Origin of the sequence: Ruegeria sp. AU67 (genome assembly GCF_900312795.1) — a bacterium.
GTDB lineage: Bacteria > Pseudomonadota > Alphaproteobacteria > Rhodobacterales > Rhodobacteraceae > Ruegeria > Ruegeria atlantica.
On record NZ_OMPH01000028.1, the window covers coordinates 169742 to 191536 of the forward strand.

At 58.8% G+C, this 21795-nt stretch carries 24 protein-coding genes; 7 read left to right on the forward strand and 17 right to left on the reverse strand.

Going from position 1 to position 21795, the window contains the following annotated elements:
* Positions 1-33 precede the first annotated feature (33 nt).
* Entirely contained in the window at positions 34-1032 is a 999-nt protein-coding gene (locus DK510_RS16005) for a polyprenyl synthetase family protein (RefSeq protein WP_109312928.1), read from the forward strand.
* Here the strand turns inward: DK510_RS16005 and DK510_RS16010 are convergent.
* The 4 genes from DK510_RS16010 to soxR form a co-directional block, all read right to left on the reverse strand.
* Positions 1025-1846 carry a 4-(cytidine 5'-diphospho)-2-C-methyl-D-erythritol kinase gene (locus DK510_RS16010; protein ID WP_109312929.1) on the reverse strand — a complete coding sequence of 274 codons (822 nt, stop codon included), beginning with the start codon at positions 1844-1846 and terminating at the stop codon, positions 1025-1027. The two genes, DK510_RS16005 and DK510_RS16010, sit on opposite strands and share 8 nt — an antisense overlap.
* Entirely contained in the window at positions 1836-3548 is a 1713-nt protein-coding gene (locus DK510_RS16015; protein ID WP_109312930.1) for a tetratricopeptide repeat protein, read from the reverse strand. Before DK510_RS16015 ends, DK510_RS16010 begins: the two co-directional genes overlap by 11 nt.
* A gap of 104 nt (positions 3549-3652) precedes the next feature.
* Positions 3653-5299, reverse strand: coding sequence for an electron transfer flavoprotein-ubiquinone oxidoreductase (locus DK510_RS16020; protein WP_109312931.1), 1647 nt, complete (start codon positions 5297-5299; stop codon positions 3653-3655).
* A 135-nt stretch (positions 5300-5434) separates the two neighbouring features.
* Positions 5435-5890: a redox-sensitive transcriptional activator SoxR gene (gene soxR / locus DK510_RS16025; protein WP_058278822.1), complete on the reverse strand. Its 456-nt coding sequence runs from the start codon at positions 5888-5890 to the stop codon at positions 5435-5437.
* 88 nt (positions 5891-5978) lie between these two features.
* On the opposite strand from soxR, the gene DK510_RS16030 reads away from it, so the two are divergent.
* From DK510_RS16030 to DK510_RS16040, 3 genes are all read left to right on the forward strand, one after another.
* The gene (locus DK510_RS16030; RefSeq protein ID WP_109312932.1) at positions 5979-6359 is read left to right on the forward strand and encodes a VOC family protein; all 381 of its coding nucleotides are present in this window, start codon (positions 5979-5981) and stop codon (positions 6357-6359) included.
* A 241-nt stretch (positions 6360-6600) separates the two neighbouring features.
* The gene (greA, locus tag DK510_RS16035; RefSeq protein ID WP_109313008.1) at positions 6601-7071 is read left to right on the forward strand and encodes a transcription elongation factor GreA; all 471 of its coding nucleotides are present in this window, start codon (positions 6601-6603) and stop codon (positions 7069-7071) included.
* A gap of 14 nt (positions 7072-7085) precedes the next feature.
* Positions 7086-8078, forward strand: coding sequence for a hypothetical protein (locus DK510_RS16040; protein ID WP_109312933.1), 993 nt, complete (start codon positions 7086-7088; stop codon positions 8076-8078).
* Here the strand turns inward: DK510_RS16040 and glp are convergent, their stop codons facing one another.
* The 5 genes from glp to DK510_RS16065 all read right to left on the reverse strand — a co-directional run bounded on the left by glp (position 8079) and on the right by DK510_RS16065 (position 12539).
* A complete protein-coding gene (gene glp / locus DK510_RS16045) occupies positions 8079-9344 on the reverse strand; it encodes a gephyrin-like molybdotransferase Glp (protein ID WP_109312934.1) in 1266 nt (421 codons plus the stop codon). It lies immediately after the preceding gene.
* Complete coding sequence (gene mobB, locus DK510_RS16050; RefSeq protein ID WP_109312935.1) at positions 9341-9832, reverse strand: molybdopterin-guanine dinucleotide biosynthesis protein B; 492 nt, start codon at positions 9830-9832, stop codon at positions 9341-9343. Before mobB ends, glp begins: the two co-directional genes overlap by 4 nt.
* Complete coding sequence (mobA, locus tag DK510_RS16055; protein ID WP_109312936.1) at positions 9829-10473, reverse strand: molybdenum cofactor guanylyltransferase MobA; 645 nt, start codon at positions 10471-10473, stop codon at positions 9829-9831. Before mobA ends, mobB begins: the two co-directional genes overlap by 4 nt.
* A gap of 59 nt (positions 10474-10532) precedes the next feature.
* Complete coding sequence (locus DK510_RS16060; protein ID WP_109312937.1) at positions 10533-11486, reverse strand: AEC family transporter; 954 nt, start codon at positions 11484-11486, stop codon at positions 10533-10535.
* 111 nt (positions 11487-11597) lie between these two features.
* Positions 11598-12539 (reverse strand): formate dehydrogenase accessory sulfurtransferase FdhD, encoded by a 942-nt coding sequence (locus DK510_RS16065; RefSeq protein ID WP_234999103.1) that lies wholly within the window; start codon positions 12537-12539, stop codon positions 11598-11600.
* Here DK510_RS16065 and DK510_RS16070 point away from each other — a divergent pair.
* Positions 12538-13254, forward strand: a complete 717-nt coding sequence (locus tag DK510_RS16070; protein WP_109312938.1) for an AzlC family ABC transporter permease — start codon at positions 12538-12540, stop codon at positions 13252-13254. The genes DK510_RS16065 and DK510_RS16070 overlap by 2 nt on opposite strands.
* Positions 13251-13583 carry an AzlD domain-containing protein gene (locus DK510_RS16075; RefSeq protein ID WP_109312939.1) on the forward strand — a complete coding sequence of 111 codons (333 nt, stop codon included), beginning with the start codon at positions 13251-13253 and terminating at the stop codon, positions 13581-13583. Before DK510_RS16070 ends, DK510_RS16075 begins: the two co-directional genes overlap by 4 nt.
* On the opposite strand, the gene DK510_RS16080 is transcribed toward DK510_RS16075, so the two are convergent.
* The 7 genes from DK510_RS16080 to DK510_RS16110 form a co-directional block, all read right to left on the reverse strand.
* The gene (locus DK510_RS16080) at positions 13572-14204 is read right to left on the reverse strand and encodes a hypothetical protein (protein WP_109313010.1); all 633 of its coding nucleotides are present in this window, start codon (positions 14202-14204) and stop codon (positions 13572-13574) included. The genes DK510_RS16075 and DK510_RS16080 overlap by 12 nt on opposite strands.
* 20 nt (positions 14205-14224) lie before the next feature.
* Positions 14225-14359: an aa3-type cytochrome c oxidase subunit IV gene (locus DK510_RS16085; RefSeq protein WP_058273578.1), complete on the reverse strand. Its 135-nt coding sequence runs from the start codon at positions 14357-14359 to the stop codon at positions 14225-14227.
* A gap of 68 nt (positions 14360-14427) precedes the next feature.
* The gene (locus DK510_RS16090) at positions 14428-14988 is read right to left on the reverse strand and encodes a hypothetical protein (protein WP_109312940.1); all 561 of its coding nucleotides are present in this window, start codon (positions 14986-14988) and stop codon (positions 14428-14430) included.
* On the reverse strand, positions 14975-16813 hold the full coding sequence (locus tag DK510_RS16095; protein WP_109312941.1) for a glycerophosphodiester phosphodiesterase: 1839 nt from the start codon (positions 16811-16813) through the stop codon (positions 14975-14977). The genes DK510_RS16090 and DK510_RS16095 overlap by 14 nt, the downstream gene beginning before the upstream one ends.
* Positions 16814-16877: 64 nt before the next feature.
* Complete coding sequence (locus DK510_RS16100) at positions 16878-17330, reverse strand: DUF6173 family protein (RefSeq protein WP_058273581.1); 453 nt, start codon at positions 17328-17330, stop codon at positions 16878-16880.
* Between the two features lie 4 nt (positions 17331-17334).
* Positions 17335-18381: an MBL fold metallo-hydrolase gene (locus DK510_RS16105; RefSeq protein ID WP_109312942.1), complete on the reverse strand. Its 1047-nt coding sequence runs from the start codon at positions 18379-18381 to the stop codon at positions 17335-17337.
* Positions 18381-20084 (reverse strand): acyl-CoA dehydrogenase, encoded by a 1704-nt coding sequence (locus DK510_RS16110; RefSeq protein WP_109312943.1) that lies wholly within the window; start codon positions 20082-20084, stop codon positions 18381-18383. The genes DK510_RS16105 and DK510_RS16110 overlap by 1 nt, the downstream gene beginning before the upstream one ends.
* 137 nt (positions 20085-20221) lie before the next feature.
* On the opposite strand from DK510_RS16110, the gene DK510_RS16115 reads away from it, so the two are divergent.
* A complete protein-coding gene (locus tag DK510_RS16115) occupies positions 20222-21172 on the forward strand; it encodes an L-threonylcarbamoyladenylate synthase (protein WP_109312944.1) in 951 nt (316 codons plus the stop codon).
* Here DK510_RS16115 and DK510_RS16120 read toward each other — a convergent pair whose 3' ends face one another.
* The gene (locus DK510_RS16120; RefSeq protein WP_109312945.1) at positions 21173-21727 is read right to left on the reverse strand and encodes a YqgE/AlgH family protein; all 555 of its coding nucleotides are present in this window, start codon (positions 21725-21727) and stop codon (positions 21173-21175) included.
* Positions 21728-21795: the final 68 nt, after the last annotated feature.

A 21795-nucleotide genomic window follows, 5' to 3' on the forward strand; every position in this document is an offset into this window, starting at 1 on the left:
AAGGCGGAAGTCGAGCCTTGTATCAGGAGAGTGATGAACATCGACACGATCTCGAAACCGCATGAGCGCCTGGCAGAGATTCTGGACGGCGAAATGGATGCCGTAAACCAGTTGATCCGCACGCGCATGGCCTCGGAACACGCACCGCGCATCCCGGAAGTGACTGCGCATCTGGTTGAAGCAGGCGGCAAGCGTCTGCGCCCAATGCTGACGCTGGCGGCGGCCCGGATGTTTGACTATCCGGGTGATCATCACGTGCGACTGGCCGCGACGGTTGAATTCATCCACACCGCAACCCTGTTGCACGACGATGTCGTTGATGAAAGCGCACAGCGGCGTGGCCGCCCCACGGCGAACTTGTTGTGGGACAATAAATCCAGCGTTCTTGTCGGCGACTACCTGTTTTCCCGCAGTTTCCAGCTGATGGTTGAGACCGGGTCGCTGCGGGTGCTGGACATTCTGGCCAATGCCTCGGCCACCATTGCCGAGGGCGAAGTGTTGCAGATGACAGCTGCCACCGATCTGGGCACTACCGAGGCAATCTATTTGCAGGTCGTGCGCGGCAAGACCGCCGCGCTGTTTTCCGCCGCGACCGAAGTGGGCGGCGTGATTGCTGGCGCGGCTGAGGATCAGGTTAAGGCGCTATACGAATACGGCGATGCGCTGGGAATTGCGTTCCAAATTGCCGATGACCTGTTGGATTATCATGGTGACAGCAAGGCAACCGGCAAGAATGTCGGCGACGACTTCCGCGAGCGCAAACTGACCTTGCCCGTCATCAAAGCCATCGCACAGGCCACCCCGGAGGAGCACGCCTTTTGGGAGCGTACAATTGGTCGAGGCCGTCAGGAAGACGGCGATCTGGACCATGCGCTGAGCCTGATGAACAAATACGGCACGCTGGACGCCACACGATCGGATGCGTTTGGGTGGGCCACCAAAGCCAAGACCGCGCTGGATGCGCTGCCGGATCACGAGATCCGGTCGTTGCTGCGCGATCTGGCTGACTACGTGGTTTCGCGTCTCAATTAAACTGCGTGGCGCGGCACCACCAATCGGGGTGCGCCGCGCCAATCTCGTAAGCTGCGAAATGCGCGGCTTTCATGGTTGGGTAGAGCGCAAAACAGGTCGAACCCGAACCTGACATCCGAGCCAGCAGAACATCTTTCGTATCCGACAGATCATCCAGCACCCGGGCAACCTCGGGTGCGATGCCCTTTGTCGGTGGCTCTAAGTCATTGCGTTGTTCCTGCACCCAATCCGCGCATGCCTTGGGCGTTTCAAAGGCCGGGATATTATCGGGCATTGGCGGGTTGTCGCGACTCTGCAAGGCAGAGAATACGGCGCCGGTTGGGACTTCGACACCAGGATTGACCAAAAGCGCTGGCAATTGCGGCATTGAGACCGGCTGCAACCGCTCGCCGATGCCGCGCATCCGGGAGGCCCTTGCCATCATGCAAACCGGCACATCCGCACCAAGGGTCAGGGCAATTTCGCTGGGGATAGCCACACCCTGATCTGCAATCATGCGCAATGTCGCCGCGGCGTCGGATGATCCGCCGCCAATGCCACCACCGTGGGGCAGCGCTTTGTTCAGGTTGATATGCCCGGTCCATCCAGCAGCGACGGCGGCTTTCCAGACTAGATTTCGGTCATCCGCCGGAACGCCCTTGGCGTGTTCACCGGCCACTGACATCGACAGCTCTGACCCCAGCGCGAATTCCAGCTTATCCCCGACATCTGCAAACACGACGAGAGAGTCCAGCAGATGATATCCATCATCGCGTCGGCCGGTCACATGCAGGGTCAGGTTGATCTTGGCGGGCGCAAAACCCTCAATTGCCATTGGCGACTTTCAGGGGATCGGCGCCTTCTTCGGCCAAGACCGCGTCCAGGCCCACCTCAATCTTGCGACGAATGCGCTCGGGGTCGGCCTCACCATCCGTGTCGTCTGGATCAACAAAGGACAGAGCACGCTTCCACTGAAATTCAGCTTCGCGCGCGCGGCCCACGGCCCAATAGACGTCGCCAAGGTGGTCGTTTACCACAGGATCAACCGGCATCAGTTCGACCGCGCGCTCCATATGCGCGACGGCTTCGTCATAGCGGCCCAGTCGGAACAGGACCCACCCAAGGCTGTCGACAATATAGCCGCTGTCAGGGCGCGCCGCGACAGCGCGTTCGATCATGTTCAGTGCTTCGTCCAGCTTTTCCTGCCGTTCGACCAGCGAGTAGCCCAAATAGTTCAGAACTTGTGGTTGATCAGGGTTCAGTTCCAGCGCGCGACGGAAATCGGCCTCAGCCGCTTCCCAGTGCTTGAGACGTTCATGCGAGATACCGCGGGCGTAATACAAAAACCAGTTGCCGCTGACACCCTGCTCGGTCAGTTCGATAGCAGTGTCATAGGTCCCAACCGCATCGACATAGTTTTCTTGCCGCCGTTGCAGATCAGCCAGGGCTACATGCACACTGGGCAGGCTGGGGCTTTGCGCCGCGAGGTTCTGCAAAACTTCGGCGGCTGCATCCGTTTTTCCCGATCGGCTCAGAACCTCGGCCCGGCCCAACTCGGCCGCGTGGTAATCGCTGCTGGTGGATGGCACCATGCGATAGGCTTCGACGGCCAGGTCATATTGTTCCAGCGCATCCAGCAACTCGGCGCTTAGTAGGATTGCGTCCACGTGGTCCGGGCGCAGGAACGCGGCAATCCGGGCATAGAGAAGTACATAGTCCTGTGACGCCTCACTGCTGAGCGCGGCACCAACAGAAAAGAACACTTCAGCCATACCGTCCTGCGCCGACTGTATGTGTGTAAACGGCAACGTTTCACCCGCCTTCAAACGCGCCACGTAACCTTCGATGGATGGGTCGCTGCCCGCCGCGAAAACGTCTTTCAGATATTGCAGAGCGTCTTCGTTGCGGTCCAGCTGCGACAATACTTCGGTCCGGGCCAAGGCCGCCCGGCGCGAGAACCGCGACACCGCGCCGTTGTTTGCCGCAAAAATCTCTTCGGCCCCTTCGAAGTCACCAATCGACGCCAGCGCCAACGCCTTGTGGTAAAGCGCGAATTCCAGAAGCCCCTCTTGGGTGCCGACTTCGTCGAACTTTTCCATCGCTTTGGTCATGGCACCTTGCGCCACATAGACCCAACCCAGAACCAAGCCATCTACTAATGGCCCAACGCCTTGAGTTTCAGGATCACGAGCAAGCAGCTCATCTAGCTTTCCGTCGTCAATCAGGTTGGCCATGATGACCATCTTTGCCGCCTGACTTGGCAGTTCAAGCGCCTCAATTGACTGCGCAACCGGCAGCGCGCGCTCAATCTCGCCCAATGCAAGACGCGCTACGACGACGTTTTCCAGAAGTTTGCCATTTTCAGGGTCGGCGCGCAGGGCCTGCGCATAATATTTCTCGGCAGAAATATAATCGCTTTGATAAATCGCCTGACGCCCGGCCAGATACGACCCAGAGCCAGAGTCCGACAGCGCCGGGAATGCAAATGACGAGGTTAACAGCGCGGCAAATGCCGCGCGACGAACGAGGGAAGCCACCAAAATCCTGCCTTGCTATCGTTGACTGGACAACAAGCTAGGGCTTTGACCGGAAAGAGGCAATGGCAGAGCCTTCACGACCCCGCCATTGCCCATGTTTTCGCTTACATGTTGGGATAGTTCGGTCCATCCCCGCCCTGCGGCGTGGTCCAGGTGATGTTCTGACTGGGGTCCTTGATGTCGCAGGTTTTGCAGTGGACGCAGTTCTGGAAGTTGATGACGAATCGCGTGCCATCTTCATCCTCGACCATCTCGTACACACCAGCCGGGCAATAGCGCTGCGCCGGTTCGTCGAACTTGGGCAAGTTTACTTTGACCGGGATTTCCGGATCGGCCAGCTTCAGGTGGCAAGGCTGGCTTTCCTCGTGGTTGGTCATCGCAAAGGAAACGTTGGTCAGACGGTCAAAGGACAGCTTGCCATCGGGCTTTGGATAATCGATGGGCTTGTGCTTGCTGGCCTCTTCGGTCGATTCAGCATCGTTCTTGCCGTGACCCAGCGTGCCCAGCAGCGAAAAGCCCAGCGTGTTAGTCCACATATCCATGCCGCCCAGCATCAGGCTGGCGGTCAGGCCGTATTTCGACCACAGCGGCTTGACGTTGCGCACCTTCTTCAGGTCTGCGCCGATTGCACCGTCGCGCACGTCGGTTTCATAGGCTGTCAGTTCATCACCCGAACGCTCGGCCTTGATGGCGTCAAACGCCGCTTCAGCCGCCGCTTTGCCCGACAGCATCGCGTTGTGGTTGCCTTTGATGCGCGGCACGTTGACCATGCCTGCGGAACAACCCAACAGCGCCACGCCCGGCGCAACCAGCTTGGGCATCGACTGATAACCACCCTCGGTGATCGCACGGGCACCGTAAGCGACGCGTTTGCCGCCTTTCAGCAGCTCGGCCACCATCGGGTGATGCTTGAAGCGCTGGAACTCCATGTACGGATACAGATGCGGGTTCTTGTAGTTCAGGTGAACCACGAAACCGACATAGACCTGATTGTTTTCAAGGTGGTAGATGAATGACCCGCCGCCCGCGTTGCTGCCCAGCGGCCAACCCATGGTGTGCGTGACTGAGCCTTCCTTGTGCTTGGCCGGGTCGATCTCCCAGATCTCTTTCATGCCCACGCCGTATTTCTGCACCTCTTTGCCAGCAGAGAGGTCATACTTGGCGATGACTTCCTTGGACAGCGAACCGCGCACACCTTCCGACAGGAAGACGTACTTGCCATGCAGTTCCATACCTGGCTCGGTCTGCGGCCCGTATGATCCATCGGGCTCTAGGCCGAAGACACCGGCGACGACGCCTTTGACTTCGCCATTGTCGCCATAAACCAGTTCGGAACACGCCATGCCGGGGAAGATTTCCACTCCCAGCTCTTCCGCCTGTTCAGCCATCCAGCGGCAGACATTGCCCATCGAAACAATGTAGTTGCCGTGGTTGTTCATCAGCGGCGGCATTGGGAAGTTGGGAATGCGAATCTTGCCCGCCTCGCCCAGCATATAGAAGTTGTCTTCATGCACCGGCACGTTCAGCGGCGCGCCTTTTTCTTTCCAGTCCGGGATCAGTGCGTCCAGCCCGCAAGGGTCCAGAACCGCGCCCGACAGGATATGTGCGCCCACTTCCGAGCCCTTTTCCAGAACCACGACGTTCAGGTCGGCATCCAGCTGTTTCAGACGGATGGCCGCCGACAGGCCCGCGGGGCCTGCACCCACGATCACCACGTCGTATTCCATCGCTTCGCGTTCAATCTCGGCCATCGCGGGCTCCCTAGCTAACTTTCCGAATTGGCGCTTTCACTGCATGCTCTGCGCAATTTTGTTTCACGGCTGATTACATGGTCGCAAACACCTTGGTCAATCAAAACACGGCGTAACTTTGCTGCAATGCGGCAGTTATGCCTCGGGTGAGTCCCCCATCAGGTACCTGGGACCGCTACCATTGGATTTTGCGCGGTCATCCGGGTTGTAGAGGGCGCATTTCGGCAGGCTTAGACATCCGCAGCCGATGCAGCCATCCAAATTGTCGCGCAAACGCGTCAGGGTATCGATTCGCTGGTCCAGATGGGCCCTTAGCCCCTTGCTGATGTCCTGCCAATCCTGCGGTGTTGGCGTGCGGTTTCCAGGCAGGCCAGACAGGACCTCGCGGATCTCGGGCAAGGTCAGGCCGAACTGCTGCGCAATCATCACAAAACTCAGGCGTCTGATATCTGCGCGCTGATACCGCCGCTGCCCGCCCGCATTGCGCCAGGGCGATATCAGACCTTGCGCCTCATAGTACCGGATCGCCGAAACGGCCAAGCCTGTGCGCCGGGCCAATGCGCCAATTGCCAACCCTTCCGAAGCCGCCATCACATCCTCCTGAAAAATCTCTTGATCTAAAGTTAGGTTTAGGAATTACGGTGAGTCGGGACAAGCCTCAAGACACAAAGGAGATCCCATGATGGCGACACTTGAACACACCAACTTCACCGTTCGCGACCCGCAGGCCTCGGCTGCGTGGATGCACAAGGTGTTCGGTTGGAAAACACGCTGGGAAGGCCCGGCAATTGCAGGCGGTTACACGGTTCACGTGGGCGCCAAGCACACCTATCTGGCGCTTTACGCGCCCAGCGATCCACAACCGTCCGGGGAAAGCAGCTATGACATCGTCGGAGGGCTGAACCACGTGGGCGTTCTGGTCGAAGACATCGACACGACCGAGCAGAAGGTGATCGACGCCGGTTTTACGCCCAAGTCCCATGCTGATTATGAACCGGGTCGGCGGTTCTATTTCAATGACGACAATGACATCGAATTCGAAGTGATTAGCTACGATTAAGGCGTTCTGGGAAACACCCGATAGATTCTTCATCGCCAATGCCCCGAGAGCCACGAGCGTGGCAGGGTATTGGCGATTCAGACTTTTCCCGAACACCATAGGCCGTAATCCGCGCGTTGTGCGACCAAGCCCCCTTGCAATTCACGCCTCATTTGGGTCAGTTAATTGACGACCCATCAAATCGCCCCGACGCGTGTCTCATGCGGCGGGGCGAACCAATTTATGCGTGGACGACAAGAACATGGAAAAAATTCCAATGACGCCTGCGGGTAATGCCGCGCTTGGGGCGGAGCTCAAAAACCTCAAGTCCGTCGAGCGCCCGGCGATCATCGAAGCCATCGCAACAGCGCGCGAGCTGGGCGACCTGAAAGAGAATGCCGAGTATCATTCGGCCCGCGAAAAGCAGGGCTTCATCGAAGGTCGCATCAAAGAGCTGGAAGGCATTCTGTCGCTTGCCGATGTGATCGACCCCGCCAAACTGAACGGCGCGATCAAATTTGGCGCAAAGGTCACCCTGGTGGATGAAGACACTGACGAGGAAAAGACCTGGCAGATTGTTGGCGAATACGAAGCCAACATTGAAAAAGGCCTGCTGAATATCAAATCCCCCATCGCGCGGGCATTGATCGGCAAGGAAGAAGGCGACAGTGTCGAAGTACGCACCCCCGGCGGTGTGCGGTCCTATGAAGTTCTAAGTATCGAGTATGCCTGACCGGAGCCTTGACCATGTCAGAGCCCAATCCCGAACAAGATCCCGAACGGCCAACCCCTTTGGGGATATATGACAAGCCTTCGCATCCTTCGGTAACCGAGATCGAGATCGTTGCCGTCGCGCTTAGCGTGGTTTGGCTGATCGTGTCGATTGTGTTTCTGGTGCTTCCCGACAAGGTCGATGGCGGCGGATTCGTCGTGACCCTGCTGGCTGTTTTCATGCCGGTGGCGATGATTTGGGTCGCCGCTATGGCGATGCGCGCCAGTCGCGTCATGCGCGAGGAAAGCGCTCGGCTGCAGACAGCGATAGATGCGATCCGTCAGGCTTACGTGATTCAGCAACAGCGCGCCGCCAGCTTGCAAGAACCCGGTGTCAGCAAAAAGCTGGACGAAATCGCCGAGACCGCCAAAAAAGCAGAAACCGCGCTGGCGACGTTTTCGTCGAAACGGACCGAGCCGGTTCGCGGCGAAGCATCTGTTGCCACAAGCGACCAGACATCTTTGGAACTGGGCACCCCGGCCGAAGATATCGCGCCGCCATTGACGACCGATACCTTCATTCGGGCGCTGAATTTCCCGGAAACGCAGGATGATGCTGAAGGGTTCGACGCCCTTAGGCTGGCGCTACGGGATCGCAAGACCGCCCAACTGGTGCAGGCTTCGCAGGACGTGCTTACCCTGCTGAGTCAGGAAGGCATCTATATGGACGATCTGCGCCCGGATATGGCGCGTCCCGAAATCTGGCGGCAGTTCGCACAGGGCGCGCGCGGCCGCGCGGTTGCCGCGTTGGGCGGGATCAGGGACCGGTCTTCGCTGGCACTGACGGCAGCGCGGATGAAGCAGGATCCGATATTCCGGGACGCCGTGCACCATTTCCTACGCCGTTTTGATCACATGATCGTTGAATTTGAACCGGTTGCCAGCGACGCGGACCTGACCGCTTTGGGCGACACGCGAACTGCCCGTGCGTTCATGCTGCTGGGGCGTGTCGCAGGTACCTTCGATTGATCACAGCCCAAAGCTGCCATAGGGAATAAACCGCACCAGATTGCCCGGCCTGATGTGGCATGCGCCATCCTGAATCTCGACCAATCCCTCGGCCCAGCTTAGGCCGCTGATACGACCCGACCCTTCCGAGGCAAAAACCTCGACCCGACCGTCTCGGACACGGGCCCGCAAGTACTCGCGCCGCCCCGGTTTTTTGCGCTTCTCGAAATTGGCTGGCAAGTCGAACCCCTGCGGCTGAGACCAGCCTTCGCCCGCCATCAGACCCAGCGCCGGACGGGCAAAGATCAACGTACAGACTTTGGCAGCGACGGGATTACCCGGCAGGCCAAATACGGGCGTTTCGTTCCACATACCCAACGCCAGGGGGCGGCCGGGCTTTAGCGCAATACGCCACTCTTGCATCGCACCGGCCTCTCGCAACAGGGCCGAGACGTGATCCTCATCCCCGGCGGACGCGCCGCCGCTGGTCAGAATGACGTCGGCCTGTTCCGACGCCTTGTCCAGCCTGTCACGCAGATCTTCCCGGTCGTCAGACACGCGCCCCATATCCACCGGCTCATAGCCCAGCCGCGCGATCATCGACAACAGCATCGGACGGTTGGCGTCAAATATTTGGCCGGGTCCGGCAGAGTTTCCAGGCTCGACCAGCTCATCCCCGGTCGAGAGAACCGCAACGCGCAGCGTCTTGCGTACCGCTACCTCGGATATCCCGGTGGCCGACAGAAGGGCCATGTCAGCGGGGGTCAGCCTGCGCCCGGCAGGCAAAACCAAATCGCCCTCGGCGACATCTTCGCCAGCTTTGCGTGTGTTTGCGCCCTGTTTCAGCGGGCCGTGAAAGGCGATGTGGCCATCCTGAACGGTCACGTCTTCTTCCAGTATGACAGTGTCCACGCCGGCAGGCAGCGCTGCGCCGGTCAACACGCGCAGCGCCTTGCCGTGTGGCACCGTGCCATCAAACGGAATACCAGCCGCAGCGCGCCCATCCTGCAGCGGCATCACTTGGGGACCCTCGGGGGCAGCCCCGGAAAAACCATAACCATCCACGGCCGTGTTCGGTTGCGGCGGGTTTGAACGTTTCGCAAAAACGTTTTCTGCCAGTATCCGCCCCACAGCCTGCCCGATCAGAGCGGTTTCGACCGACGTCACCACCGTCAACCGAGATCGCAACAAGGCTAGCGCGTCGTCAACAGGTGTCCAGTTGACCCCGGCAGGCAAGGCAAAACAATCATTTCGCAGGGGCGGAGGCGTGATGTTTGGCGGCGTCATAATCCGACCTCTTTCAAGATGAAATCCGCGACTGCGGCGGTGTTGTCCAGATCAAACACCGGAACCTGTACCTGCAGGGGCGTATCGCTGGCGACAGCGCGGATCGTACTGTTTTCCGGGGCCATCAACGCATTGCCGGCCTCGGCACGAAACGCTTCGACCTTGGGGTGGCTTTCTCGTTTGAACCCTTCGATCAGTACGAGATCGACCGGGAGCAGCCGAGCCAGAAGATCAGCCAAAGGCGGCTCAGGTGCCCCGCGCAGTTCTTGCATCACGGCAATACGCTTGCCGGATGCCAATAGCACCTCGGACGCACCGGCTTCTCGATGGCGGAAGCTGTCGGTTCCGGTCTGGTCGACATCGACCGCGTGATGGGCATGTTTGACCGTCGAAACTGAAAAGCCGCGCCCCGTAATCTCGGTCACTAACCGCTCCACTAGGCCGGTCTTGCCTGCGTTTTTCCAGCCGGTGACGCCGAAGACCCTCATGCCTGTTCCAGCAGCTTTTGCGCCCGCGCCAAATCGTCGGGCGTGTTGACGTTGAAGAAGGGATCGAAAGGTTCCGCGGGAAACAAAGCTTCACGACCGTCATGTTTGTCGGTCCACAGCACAACCTTGCGCAGCCCGTCATTCAAGGCATCCCGCAGATCATCGCGCAGGGCGACAGGCCAGAGCCCAAATGTCGGATGCCTGTTGACCCGCTTGCCGCCGCCGGACTTTAGCGCTTCATCCCCGGTGCGCGGCGTGGTGGCCAGCACCAGAGGATGTGTTTGCCCTTGGGCAGCGTCGGTCAGCCGCGCCACAAGATCGCGTGGAAAAAACGGCGTATCAGCAGCGGCTGTGACTATGCTGTCGGCGCCTTGCTTGGCAGCCCAGTCGAGCCCCGCCAGCACACCCGCCAAAGGCCCGGCGAAACCTTCGATGGTATCGGGCAGAACCGGCAGGTTCAGATCGGCGAACCGTTCGGGATCGCCATTGGCGTTCAGCGCCAGACCGTCTACCTGCGGGCCGAACCGGTCAATGACATGAGACAGCAGGCTTTGCCCCCCGATCTGCATCAGACCCTTGTCGCCGCCGCCCATACGGGTGGCGAGGCCGCCTGCGAGGATTACGCCCAAAGGGGTGTTCATTGCTGCACCTTGTTGCTTGCGTCCAAGTGATCAATAGATCGCAACTTTGTAGAGCGAACTCAATTCAATTGGAACGCGGTAGGATGCAGATGATGCAGGACAAACAGCCACAGGATCAAAGTCCCGACCGCCAGGAACGAGGTCGCCGACACGATGTGAGCGGCGAGTTGCGGCTCCTGATCATAATGTTTGGCCAGCAAAAAGATGCTCTTTGCCGTGGGCGCTGCTGCAGAGACCGTCGCCGCAATGATCCAAAGCGGATCCAGCCCGATCAAATGCCCCGCAAGCAGCACCACCCCCGGAACAACGAGAAGTTTTACTACCGTCAAGAACAGGATCATTGGTCCAGTCTGAACAATCGTGCGAACACTTGTGGTAAACCCGATCGCAAACAGCGCAACAGCTGCAAGCGCCTGGCTCATAAGCTCTAAATAATCCGAAACGGCGTCAGAAAACCCAATACCTGTGAAAGAGTAAAGAACGCCCAACAACGTTGCAGCGATTATCGGGTTTTTCAAAACATTCAGAAGGATCTTGTAAATGGGTGTCTTGGCGCTTGCCTTGTGCCCGGCCGAGGTCTCTAGAATGGTGGTCATGATCAACAGCAGAATGGCGACCACCAGATTTGCCAATACGGCCGGCAGCGCCCCCTTTGATCCAAAAATCGCATGGAGGATGGGCAGCGCAACCAACGCTGTGTTCGAGGCAACGCCAGCAAAGGCCAAAACGGTTGCTGATCCGACCTGAAAACTCGTCAGCGCCTTCAAACCGATGAACAGGACGGCAAAAAGAGCCAGTATCGTACCGCCATACGACACGTAGAAACCGTAGTTTAGAAGGTTCTCAAACTCCTCCTGACCAATCAGGTAAAACATGATGGCGGGGATCAGGACGTAAACCGCAAACTGCACCAGAGCTTCTGACGTGTCTTCACCCAGAAGATTCGTCCAAGAAAACACGTACCCCGTCAAGATCACCGCGAAGACCGGTGCAATTAAACTGATTAATTCCATAGCTTCCCTACGTGGCAACCATCCAAAATTCCACCCTAAGTTGCTCCACCTTAGTGTATATCTTCTGGAACTTGCAGAGTTTTCTCAGAACGACTGGTTACCCAACGGATTTCAGGACTGGGAGCTTTTCCTTTTGTGTTTCTTATCCTCGACCGCCACAGTCGCCGGATCCACATCACGCATCAGTCGGTCCTCACCTGAAAGACATACAAAGCGCTGCCCACGCATCCGACCGATCAATGTCAGTCCGACTTCGCGGGCAATCTCTACGCCCCATGCGGTGAAGCCCGATCGCGATGCCAGAACCGGGATGCCCATCATCGCGGTCTTGATCACCATTTCCGAGGTAAGGCGTCCGGTGGTGTAGAGGATTTTGTCTTCTGCGCCTTCTCCTTGGGACAGCATCCAGCCGGCGATCTTATCGACCGCGTTGTGGCGGCCAACGTCCTCCATATAGACCAGCGGGCGGTTCTCGCGACATAGCACCGTGCCGTGAATCGCACCGGCCTCAAGATACAACGACGGGGTGCGGTTGATCTGGGCGGCCAGATCGTACAGCCACGAGGTGCGGACCGAGACCTGCGGCAGGCGCACGTCCTCCAATCCTTCCATCATGTCACCGAACACCGTGCCGACCGCACAGCCGCTGGTTCGGGTCTTTTTCTTCAGTTTGTCCTCATACGAGGTCTCGCGCGCAGTGCGTACCACTACGGTTTCCAGATCTTCATCGTAATCGACGCGCGTGATGTCGTCATCGACCAGCAGCATCCCCTGATTGCGCAGGAACCCCAGCGCCAGATACTCGGGGTAGTCACCGATCGTCATCGCTGTCACGATCTCTTGCGAATTCAGGAAAATCGTCAGCGGGCGTTCCTCGACCACCGAGATCTGGCTGACCTCACCATTCTGGTCCACGCCTTCAACGGCGCGGGTCAGGCGGGGCGCACCGGGATCTGGGGCGATGATGTAGCCTGACTGGTTCTGTTCCGTGGCCAATTGCAACCCTTTCCCAAGACCGCTACTGCTGCGGGGATCACCATAGGATTTAGCCATGGCAGACACCATATCCAAGTCATACTTCTGGAAGGGTTTTCGCGACGGGACCCCGTTCATTTTTGTGGCGATCCCGTTTGGCACCCTGTTCGGCGTGTTCGCAACCGAGGCCGGGTTGAATATCGTGCAAACCATGGCGTTCACATCCACCGTCTTTGCGGGTGCTGCGCAGTTTACCGCGCTGCAATTGCTGCAGGATCAGACGCCGACGGCCATTATTCTTGTCTCTGCCCTGGCGGTAAATCTGCGGATGGCGATGTATTCAGCGTCGCTGACCCCTTATCTGGGGGCTGCGCCGATGTGGCAACGGGCATGTGCGGCCTACCTGACCGTCGATCAGTCTTATGCCTGTTCAATCGTGCAGTTTGAAAAAGAACCCAGGATGACGGTGCCCCAGCGCATGGCTTATTTCGTGGGCTCGGTCACCCCCATCACGCCGCTATGGATATTTGCGACTTATCTGGGCGCGGTTCTTGGCACGCGCATTCCCGAAAGCTGGGCGCTGGACTTTGCCTTGCCGATTACATTTCTGGCAATGATCGGGCCAATGATGCGCACCCTACCCCATGTGGTGGCTGCGCTGGTCGCCATTTTCGTTTCTTTGATGACCGCTGGCATCCCATACAATCTGGGCCTGCTGATTGCCGGATGTGCCGGCATGATGGCCGGTGCTCAGGCCGAATTGTTCGCCGAACGCAGAAAGGCCACACAATGACCCCTGTTGATCCGGTCACGATCTGGTCCATCATCATTGGACTTGCCATTGGCAGTTATAGTTTGCGGTTTGTCTTTATCGGCCTCGTCGGGGATCGCCCGATGCCTCCCTGGCTGTTGCGCCACTTGCGCTATACCGCTGTCGCCATCCTGCCCGCCCTGATTGCACCGCTGGTTGTTTGGCCAACCGCAACCGAAGGGCAGCCCGACATTCCACGGATGGCGGCCGCCGCGGTTGCGCTGAGCGTTGGAGTGATCACAAAGAATGTGCTGGCAGCAATCTTCAGCGGCGCCGCAATCCTGTACGGGTTGCTGTACTTATTGGGTTGAGACCGTTTCCAGTTGGTTCAGTGCCGCATTGTTGGCGGCCAGACCTTTTTGCAGGTCGGCATCGTCGTTCTCACGATACTCCGTTGTCACAACACCCGGAAGCTGACCGAATTGATCCGACAGCTTGACCGGAAAAAAGGTCACGTCGATCTGTTCGAACCCCGGAACCTGCTTCAGCAGCGACGCGGTGGAATTCGCACAATAAGCGCCAGCGACCGGACCGGATTGTTTGGCCAGCTGCAAGGCAATCTCGGCCTGTTGCGGGCTTACCTGAATCGTCTGGATACGCGCATAATGTGTCTCGCGCGCGTGCGAGCTGCGATAGGCGCGCTCGGCATTCGGGGTGATGCCGTACAGCACGTCGTCCTTGATCGGAACCACATCTGCGCGGAAAGACCCTGCAGGATCAAAGATCACCCGCTCGCTGCCGCTGATCATCAACGAGGTATGCGCACCAGATCCGGTGCGCGTGCTGATCATCGTATACAGCGTCAGGGTCGAACGCCCCGGATCACGATAGGATCGGGCAGCGACCTCGGCCCGGTCGGCTTGCGGACGCTGCGATCCCGTGCAGCCAGCAACAGTTGCTGCCAGCAGGCAGGCAATCAAAATCCGGATCACGGTCAACCCCGTTTTTTGGATTATGCGGCGAAGACCGCCAGGAACAGGCAAAGGAGGGCGATGGCAACCACACACCATGTGGTGGCTTTGACGAACCCATCAAAGGTTTTGGTTTGAACAGTGATATCCATTTCGCCGTGCTTGTGTTCAGCCATGAGTCTCAGAATCCTAATTCGCGTGTTTGAAATGTTGGATAATGGAAAATCCGAGGCCTGTCACCACGTCATTCGCGCGCAGGGGCCAAAGGTGGGAACACCGAGCACCCCGGATACCCAAAACCCCAACGCCAGGGCAGGCCCGAACAGGGGCCACCGCCAAATCGGACCGCCGCGTACATCGCCTCGGCCGTGACGGAATGGGCGGTGCGAATCTGTTCGGCCGTCATGTCATAGCGCTCGGCATATTCCTCGGCATGGTCTGTCCCATGCTTTTTGACGCAAGCACGCAGGGTGTCGTCTGCGGACAGGCGTGCGTCATAGCTGTCTTCGGCCCGCATAGCCCCGCCGGCATGGTGATAGGCGCGATCATGGGTCACACAGCAGTATTCCCACGGTGGGTGCGCCTCATACAGTCCCCGAAAGCTGGGGAACGTATCCGCCACAAAGCGCCAGCTTGCCGAAAGACCACCCGAACAGCCATCCGTTTCAAACGGGGTCAACTCTGCGCTGCTGCGCTCCGCCATCAGGGCGCGATGCGCGGGCAACTCAAAGCTGCGCATGACGTCTTGCGCGAAGGCTGGCGCGGCACTCACCAAAAGGATTGCCGCCAGATTAGGGGCTTTCATCGCGCATCGCCTCAGTATCAAAGGACATGCCGAAGGTCGTCGCCAGCCATAACAACAACCGCTCTGCCGGCCCCAATTCGGCGCGCACACGCAGAACTTCATTTGCCATCGCTGGTCGGTCCGTGATCAGCCCATCCACCCCCATCGACGCCATCGCCGACATTTGCAGCGGATCATTCACTGTCCAGACATAGATGTCCTTACCCGCCGCATGGACCGAATTGACCAAACCCGGCGTCGCCATCGCGGCGTTCACCGCAACAAAATCACCTTCGAGACCTGAGAGATTACCCACAGCAGTCGCGGCTAGAACACCGGCGCGCCAGTCGGGGCGAATCGTCTTCATCTTTTGCACTGCCGGGTATTTCAGGGACATCGTTGCAATGTCGTCCTGCATGCCCAGCTCTTCGACCAGAGCGACAACCCGATTCTCAAGGTCTACGTCGTGGCCGTAGTATTTCAATTCGATAATGACCTTGGCCTTGCCCTTCGCGGCCTCCAGCACGTCACGCAGAGTCGGCGTACGCTCATCGGCGTATTCGGGACCGAACCAGCTGCCGATGTCGATCTGATCAATATCCTCCATCGTGGCATCCCACACCTTGAGGTTAACACCGGCCAGTTTCATGAAATCACTGTCATGGGCGACGATGACTACATCATCCGCTGTTTCCTGCACGTCGATCTCAACCCAGTCGGCCCCGTCCTCGATCGCCTTGAGAACCGAGGCCATCGTGTTTTCGGGCTTCAGCGCGGCAGCGCCGCGATGACCGATAACCTCTGCACGGTCCGATGCCTGCACCCTTTCCAGAAGGTGCTGCCCGAACCATATCCCAACAAGAACAGCAACGATGGCGGCCCCAACAGCCGTGACCATTGTTCTGCGCAGGTTGCGCGGCTTTGGAGGGGTTGGTTCTGATGTCTGGATATCAAAGAACCCATCGAGCAGCGCTGCCAATGCGCCCAGAGCCGTGGCTGCCAATACCAGTCCGGCCAGTGACCAGATACCGGCAACGGCGAGGCTGTAAATCAGGGCCAGTTTCAGGTTGGCTGCGCCTTGCAGCGGCACCAGTGCGAACAAAAGCCCGGCCACCCAGGCGATCACGGCGGCGATGACAAGGCGCACAGCCAGCCAGATTGCCAATTCTATCTTGAGGCGTCCGCGCCTACCTTCCATCCGACTGGCGCTGATGCCAAACGCATGTCCGGGGTGAACGCCTTCGAACAAAACCAAATGCAGCGACAAAGCCCAGGCTGACAGGCGTCGGATAAGCACCCAGGCCATAGCCAGCGCAACCGCCCCGATCAGCACCACGGCCACCCAGAATGAGGGCGGATGGAAGGTCAGGTAATAGTTGATGTCATATTCAGTTAGCGTCCACCATGCGATCACGGCAGAAACGACCGCAAAGGGCAGAACCAACAGCAGAACGCGCACAACAAAGCGCACCGCAAATCCGAACAGGGATGGAAGCCGCGACAGGATCAGCCTTATCGAAGAACTACCAGCGCGCCATGGGTCCGGCTCTGCCATCCGCAGCGACCCGGCCATGACCGAGAAGACAAACACCTCGGCCAGTAGAAACAGGCTGAGAACCGCAACGGCCGCAATAAATCCGGCAGGTGAGAGGATGAATGCAGCGATCGCCTGATCAGTCAGTGCCGTCTGGTTGGACAGCGATACGGCAAGATTCACCGTGATCGCCACGCCGGGCGCAATCAGCGCAACCAACAGCAGGCGCACAACAAGATAGATCGGCACAAAGACACGGCGACGAGCCCATGCACCCTTGTAGGCACTTGTAACGGCAGAGAAAGTGGTCACGTGAGGTCCCCTTGAATGGTAGACTCATTCAAGGCTGCGCAGACGTGAATTGCAAGTCAGGTGATCAGCTTTCTTCCAGATCAGCCGCCAGACGGAACCCGATCCGGTTGGCGGGTTTGTCCTCGACCGATTTGGGCAGGGCCCGCAGCATCACGTTCAACTGGCTGACATGTTGTACAAGTTGAGTGCGCGCGCCGGTCGCATCGGACCCGTAAAAGGTGATGATATCGGGATCGAAATACCCCATCCCCTCGATCCGCATGACGCCTGCGTCGCCGCCTGTGAATCCCATCGCAACCTCTTGGTCTCCAGTCAGCGTCTTTTCGAAATTCTGGATATAGAGGATCAGCCGCTCATAAGCCCACTGCGCGGGGCTTTTCGTTTCGACCGGCTTTTGCAACGGGCCGGGCAGGTCTTTTGCGCCTGACTTTGCTTCGGGGTCGGAATGCACTTCGTAGCAGCGCGGCAAGGCTGCGGCTTCGGCGGCCTCGGCCGATGTTTCGATCTGATCCTGCATGGCTTTACCCTTTGCGCTGAAACTCCCACGCCCCGTCCGCGCGGCGCGTCCGGGTGACAGCTCCAATGTGGTAAAGATGGTTCAGATGTGCAACCGCTTCGACCAGCGCAAGCCCATACTCGCCACCGCTGATCTGCCGTTTGAACAAGGGCATGAAACATTCGGCAGCGGTCTTGGGCTGGTCCAAATACTTTTCCAAACGATCCAATGCGCTGTGGTGATTGTCGATCAGTTGCCTCATCCGGATGGGCAGCCCGGTGAATGGCAACTTATGCCCGCCCAGCGCCAGATGATCGGGTCGCGCCAGCCCCTGTAGCCGTTCGCAGGCCTCAAGCCATTCCGCAACCGGATCCGCCAAAGGTTCGGTGACATATACACCCAGGTTGGGACTGATCGAACTGAGGATCTGATCGCCGGTGATCACCAGATTGTCGTTTCGGCTCCAGAACGTGGCGTGTTCTGGTGCGTGACCATTGCCCATATGAACATCCCAGTCGCGCCCACCCATGCGGATCACACTGCCTTGCTTGATCCGGGTGAAACCCAGCGGCATCGGATAAACAGTGTCGCAATAATTGAACGGGCGCTCGGCCATCCGCTTGGCCAGAACGTCAGGCGCCATTCCTGCACTGCGGTAATAGTCCAGCGTCTCCTGGGGCCAGCTTTCCTGAACATCCAGCTGTAGCATCCGCGAAAACAGCCAGGCCGTTCGCGACGCCACCAGTTCCACGCCATGTTCGGATTGGAACCAACCCGCATTGCCCACGTGATCGGGGTGATGATGAGTCACAACCACCCGCGTGATCGGCTTGCCCGCCAACGGGCCCGCCATCAGCTTTTCCCAGATGCGCCGTGTTTTGTTCGACGACATTCCTGTGTCGATCACTGTCCAGCCGTCCCCATCGTCCAGCGCATAAACGTTAACGTGATCCAGCGCCATGGGCAGCGGCAAACGCATCCACAGAACACCTTCGGCAATCTCGGTCGCCTCGCCCTCGGCCGGAGGCTCAGACCAGGGATATCTGATCGCCAAAGGGGTATCTCCGTCCATCAGGATACAAACTCCTCGGCGCTGAGCCCGAAAACATCATCTGCCCCGTTCTGTGCTTGAACAAGCAGCCCAGCATATTCAGGCAACAGCGCGTTGATGTAATACCGGGCCAGCTTAAAGCGCGGGCCACCCGGTTCAGCCAGAGCCGACTTCAGGTGGTAATGCGCACCCAAAACGCGGGCAAAGGCATGCAGATAGGGCAACGCCCCGGCAAACCGGTTGTTCATATCAGACTGCGCCACCATCCACTCGGTCGCCTCGCGCAAGCTTTCGGTCGCTTCCCAAACCGGGCCAGCCAGTTCGGGCATGGTCGCCCGCGCCTGTTCGGCATGATCTTCGATCTCGTCCAGTAGGCGCGAGGCTGCTTCGCCGCCATCCATCATCTTGCGCGCGACAAGGTCCATGGCCTGAATGCCATTCGTTCCCTCATAAATCGCAGTCACACGGACGTCGCGATAATACTGAGCCGCACCGGATTCCTCGATGAAGCCCATACCGCCGTGGACCTGAACACCGGTCTCAGATACGCGCATTCCCGTCTCGGTGCCAAAAACCTTGCCAATCGGCGTCAAAAGAGCGGCACGAGACATCCAATCGGCGTCGCCCGTTGCATTGGCCATATCGATGGCCGCGGCGTTGGCCAGCATAATCGCACGCGCAGCGAGAGTGTCAGCACGCATGCTCATTAACATCCGACGCACATCCGCGTGGTCGATAATGGTGCCCGAGGGGGTTTTGCCCTGTTTCCGCTCCAACGCATAGGCCAGCGCGTGCTGATAGGCACCTTCGGCTGCACCCACGCCCTGACCACCAACACCTAGGCGCGCGTTGTTCATCATGGTGAACATCGCGGCCATGCCGCCATGTTCCTTGCCTACAAGCCAGCCTTTGGCACCATCAAACTGCATCACGCAGGTTGGTGAGCCGTGCAGGCCCATCTTGTGCTCGACCGATACGACCTTCAGATCATTGGCCACACCGGGATTGCCGTTCTCATCCGGCAGCAGCTTGGGCACCAGGAACAGCGAAATGCCCTTGGTTCCGGGAACGCCATCGGGCAGGCGCGCCAGTACCAAATGGCAGACATTCTCAGCAAAATCGTTGTCACCCCATGAGATAAAGATTTTCTGCCCTGTCACAGAAAAGGTGCCATCCCCATTGGCTTCGGCTTTCGAAGTCAACGCACCCACATCCGACCCGGCCTGTGGTTCGGTCAGGTTCATGGTACCAGACCATTCACCTGCCATCATCTTAGGCAGATACAGCGCCTTGAGCTCATCGCTGGCGTGATGTTCCATCGCTTCGATCTGGCCCTGTGTCATCAGCGGCGCAAGTTGCAGCGACAGACAAGCGGCAGACATCATTTCATTAACGGCGGTGGTCAACGTCATCGGCAGACCCATGCCGCCATAATCCGGATCACCGCTCATCCCGACCCAGCCGCCTTCGGCTATGGCTTTCCAGCCATCAGCATACCCGGTCGAGGTACGCAGCACGCCGTTTTCCAAGCGCGCGGGCTCAAGATCACCGGGGCGTTGCAGAGGGGCCATCACCTCTTCGCACAGTTTTCCGGCTTCGGTCAGAATGGCACTGACCACATCGTCGCTGGCTTCCGAGAATTTCTCGGTGGCAGCGATCTTGTCAAAATTGACCGCGTGGCGGAACAAGAATTCATAATCAGAGATTGGGGCGCGATATGGCATGTCTTCCCTCTAGGCTGTCTGATTGCGTTTACGCCGACGGGCTTGGAATTTCCACCGCCCACCTTTATGCATCTGAGTTCCACCGATTAGGTATCGGTCCAAATGCTATACGCAATCAAAACGCGGCGTCACCACCAATGATCCCCAACGGCACTCTGACATTAAACGCCGATCCTGCCGGAATTACACAGGCGGCAGACCTGCTGCGGCAAGGCCTTCTGGTGGCTTTCCCGACCGAGACTGTCTACGGCTTGGGCGGGGATGCCCGTAACGGAGAAGCGGTGGCAAGCATCTATGCCGCTAAGGGACGACCCAGCTTCAACCCGTTGATTGCGCATGTGGCCTCGATCGAAGCCGCCCAGCGGTTCGTGACATGGTCCGATCAGGCCGAGGCCTTAGCGGCCGCGTTCTGGCCCGGACCGCTGACTCTGGTTCTGCCACTGCGACCGGATCACGGGATTTCATCGCTGGTGACAGCCGGACTGGACACGCTCGCCGTGCGAGTGCCAGCCCACCCTGCGGCCCGTGCGCTACTGTCCGAATTCGACGGCCCGGTTGCCGCGCCATCGGCCAATCCGTCCGGGCAAATCAGCCCGACCACAGCCGCGCACGTCCTGTCCGGCCTGAATGGGCGCATCGCCGCGGTTCTGGACGATGGGCCTTGCGGGGTCGGGTTGGAAAGCACCATCGTGGGCGTTGCGCGCGAGCCTGCCCTTTTGCGCCCCGGCGGCGTTTCGCTGGAACAGATCGAGGCGGTTCTGGATACTCAGCTGCACCACCACCAGCCGGGTGATGCGCTGAACGCGCCCGGCCAGCTGCAATCGCATTATGCTCCGGATGCACCCGTTCGTCTGAACGCCAGCACCGCCCAAGGCGATGAAGTTCTGCTGGGGTTTGGCCCGGTGGACTGCGATCTGAACTTGTCAGCGAAAGGTGATCTTGCTGAGGCCGCTGCCAACCTGTTCGCCGCACTGCACAGCCTGAATGACACCGGCAGATCAATTGCGGTGACCCAAATTCCGGAACATGGTTTGGGTGCGGCCATTAACGACCGCCTGCGCCGCGCTGCGGCCCCGCGTAACGGCTGATCAGGCGCGTCCGGACTCGGCAGACAGGATCAAGGGGTCAACGCCTAAAGTCGCAAGCGCACCTCCCCATTTCTCATCATCGGCTACATCGAAGACCAGCTTGGACGACGCCTCGGTCGTGAGCCAGCCGTTCATCGCGATCTCATCCTCAAGCTGACCAGGTCCCCAACCCGAATAGCCCAGCACCAAAGTGGAGTTCAAAGGCCCGCGCCCCGAGGCAAGATCCTCTAGGATGTCCAGCGTTGCCGTCATGCTGAACTCATCCGTGATGTGCATGGAATGCAGGTTCGCCTCGTAATCCGAGCTGTGCAGGACAAAACCACGCGACATCTCGACCGGACCGCCGAAATGGACCAAACGTTCACCCACAACCGGAATCCGGCAGGGGATGTTGAGCTGACTCAACAGAGTTTTCAGCCGCAGATCCGAAGGTTTGTTGATAATCAACCCCATAGCACCATCTTCGCCATGGCTGCACAGGTACACCACCGAATGATCAAAACGCGGATCGCCCATGCCAGGCATCGCAATCAACAGTTTTCCGGTAAGATCCATGGGCCGACATCTCTTATCAGGTATGCCTCAACAATGACCCTTGGTCACCCGGATTGGCAAGGGATCAG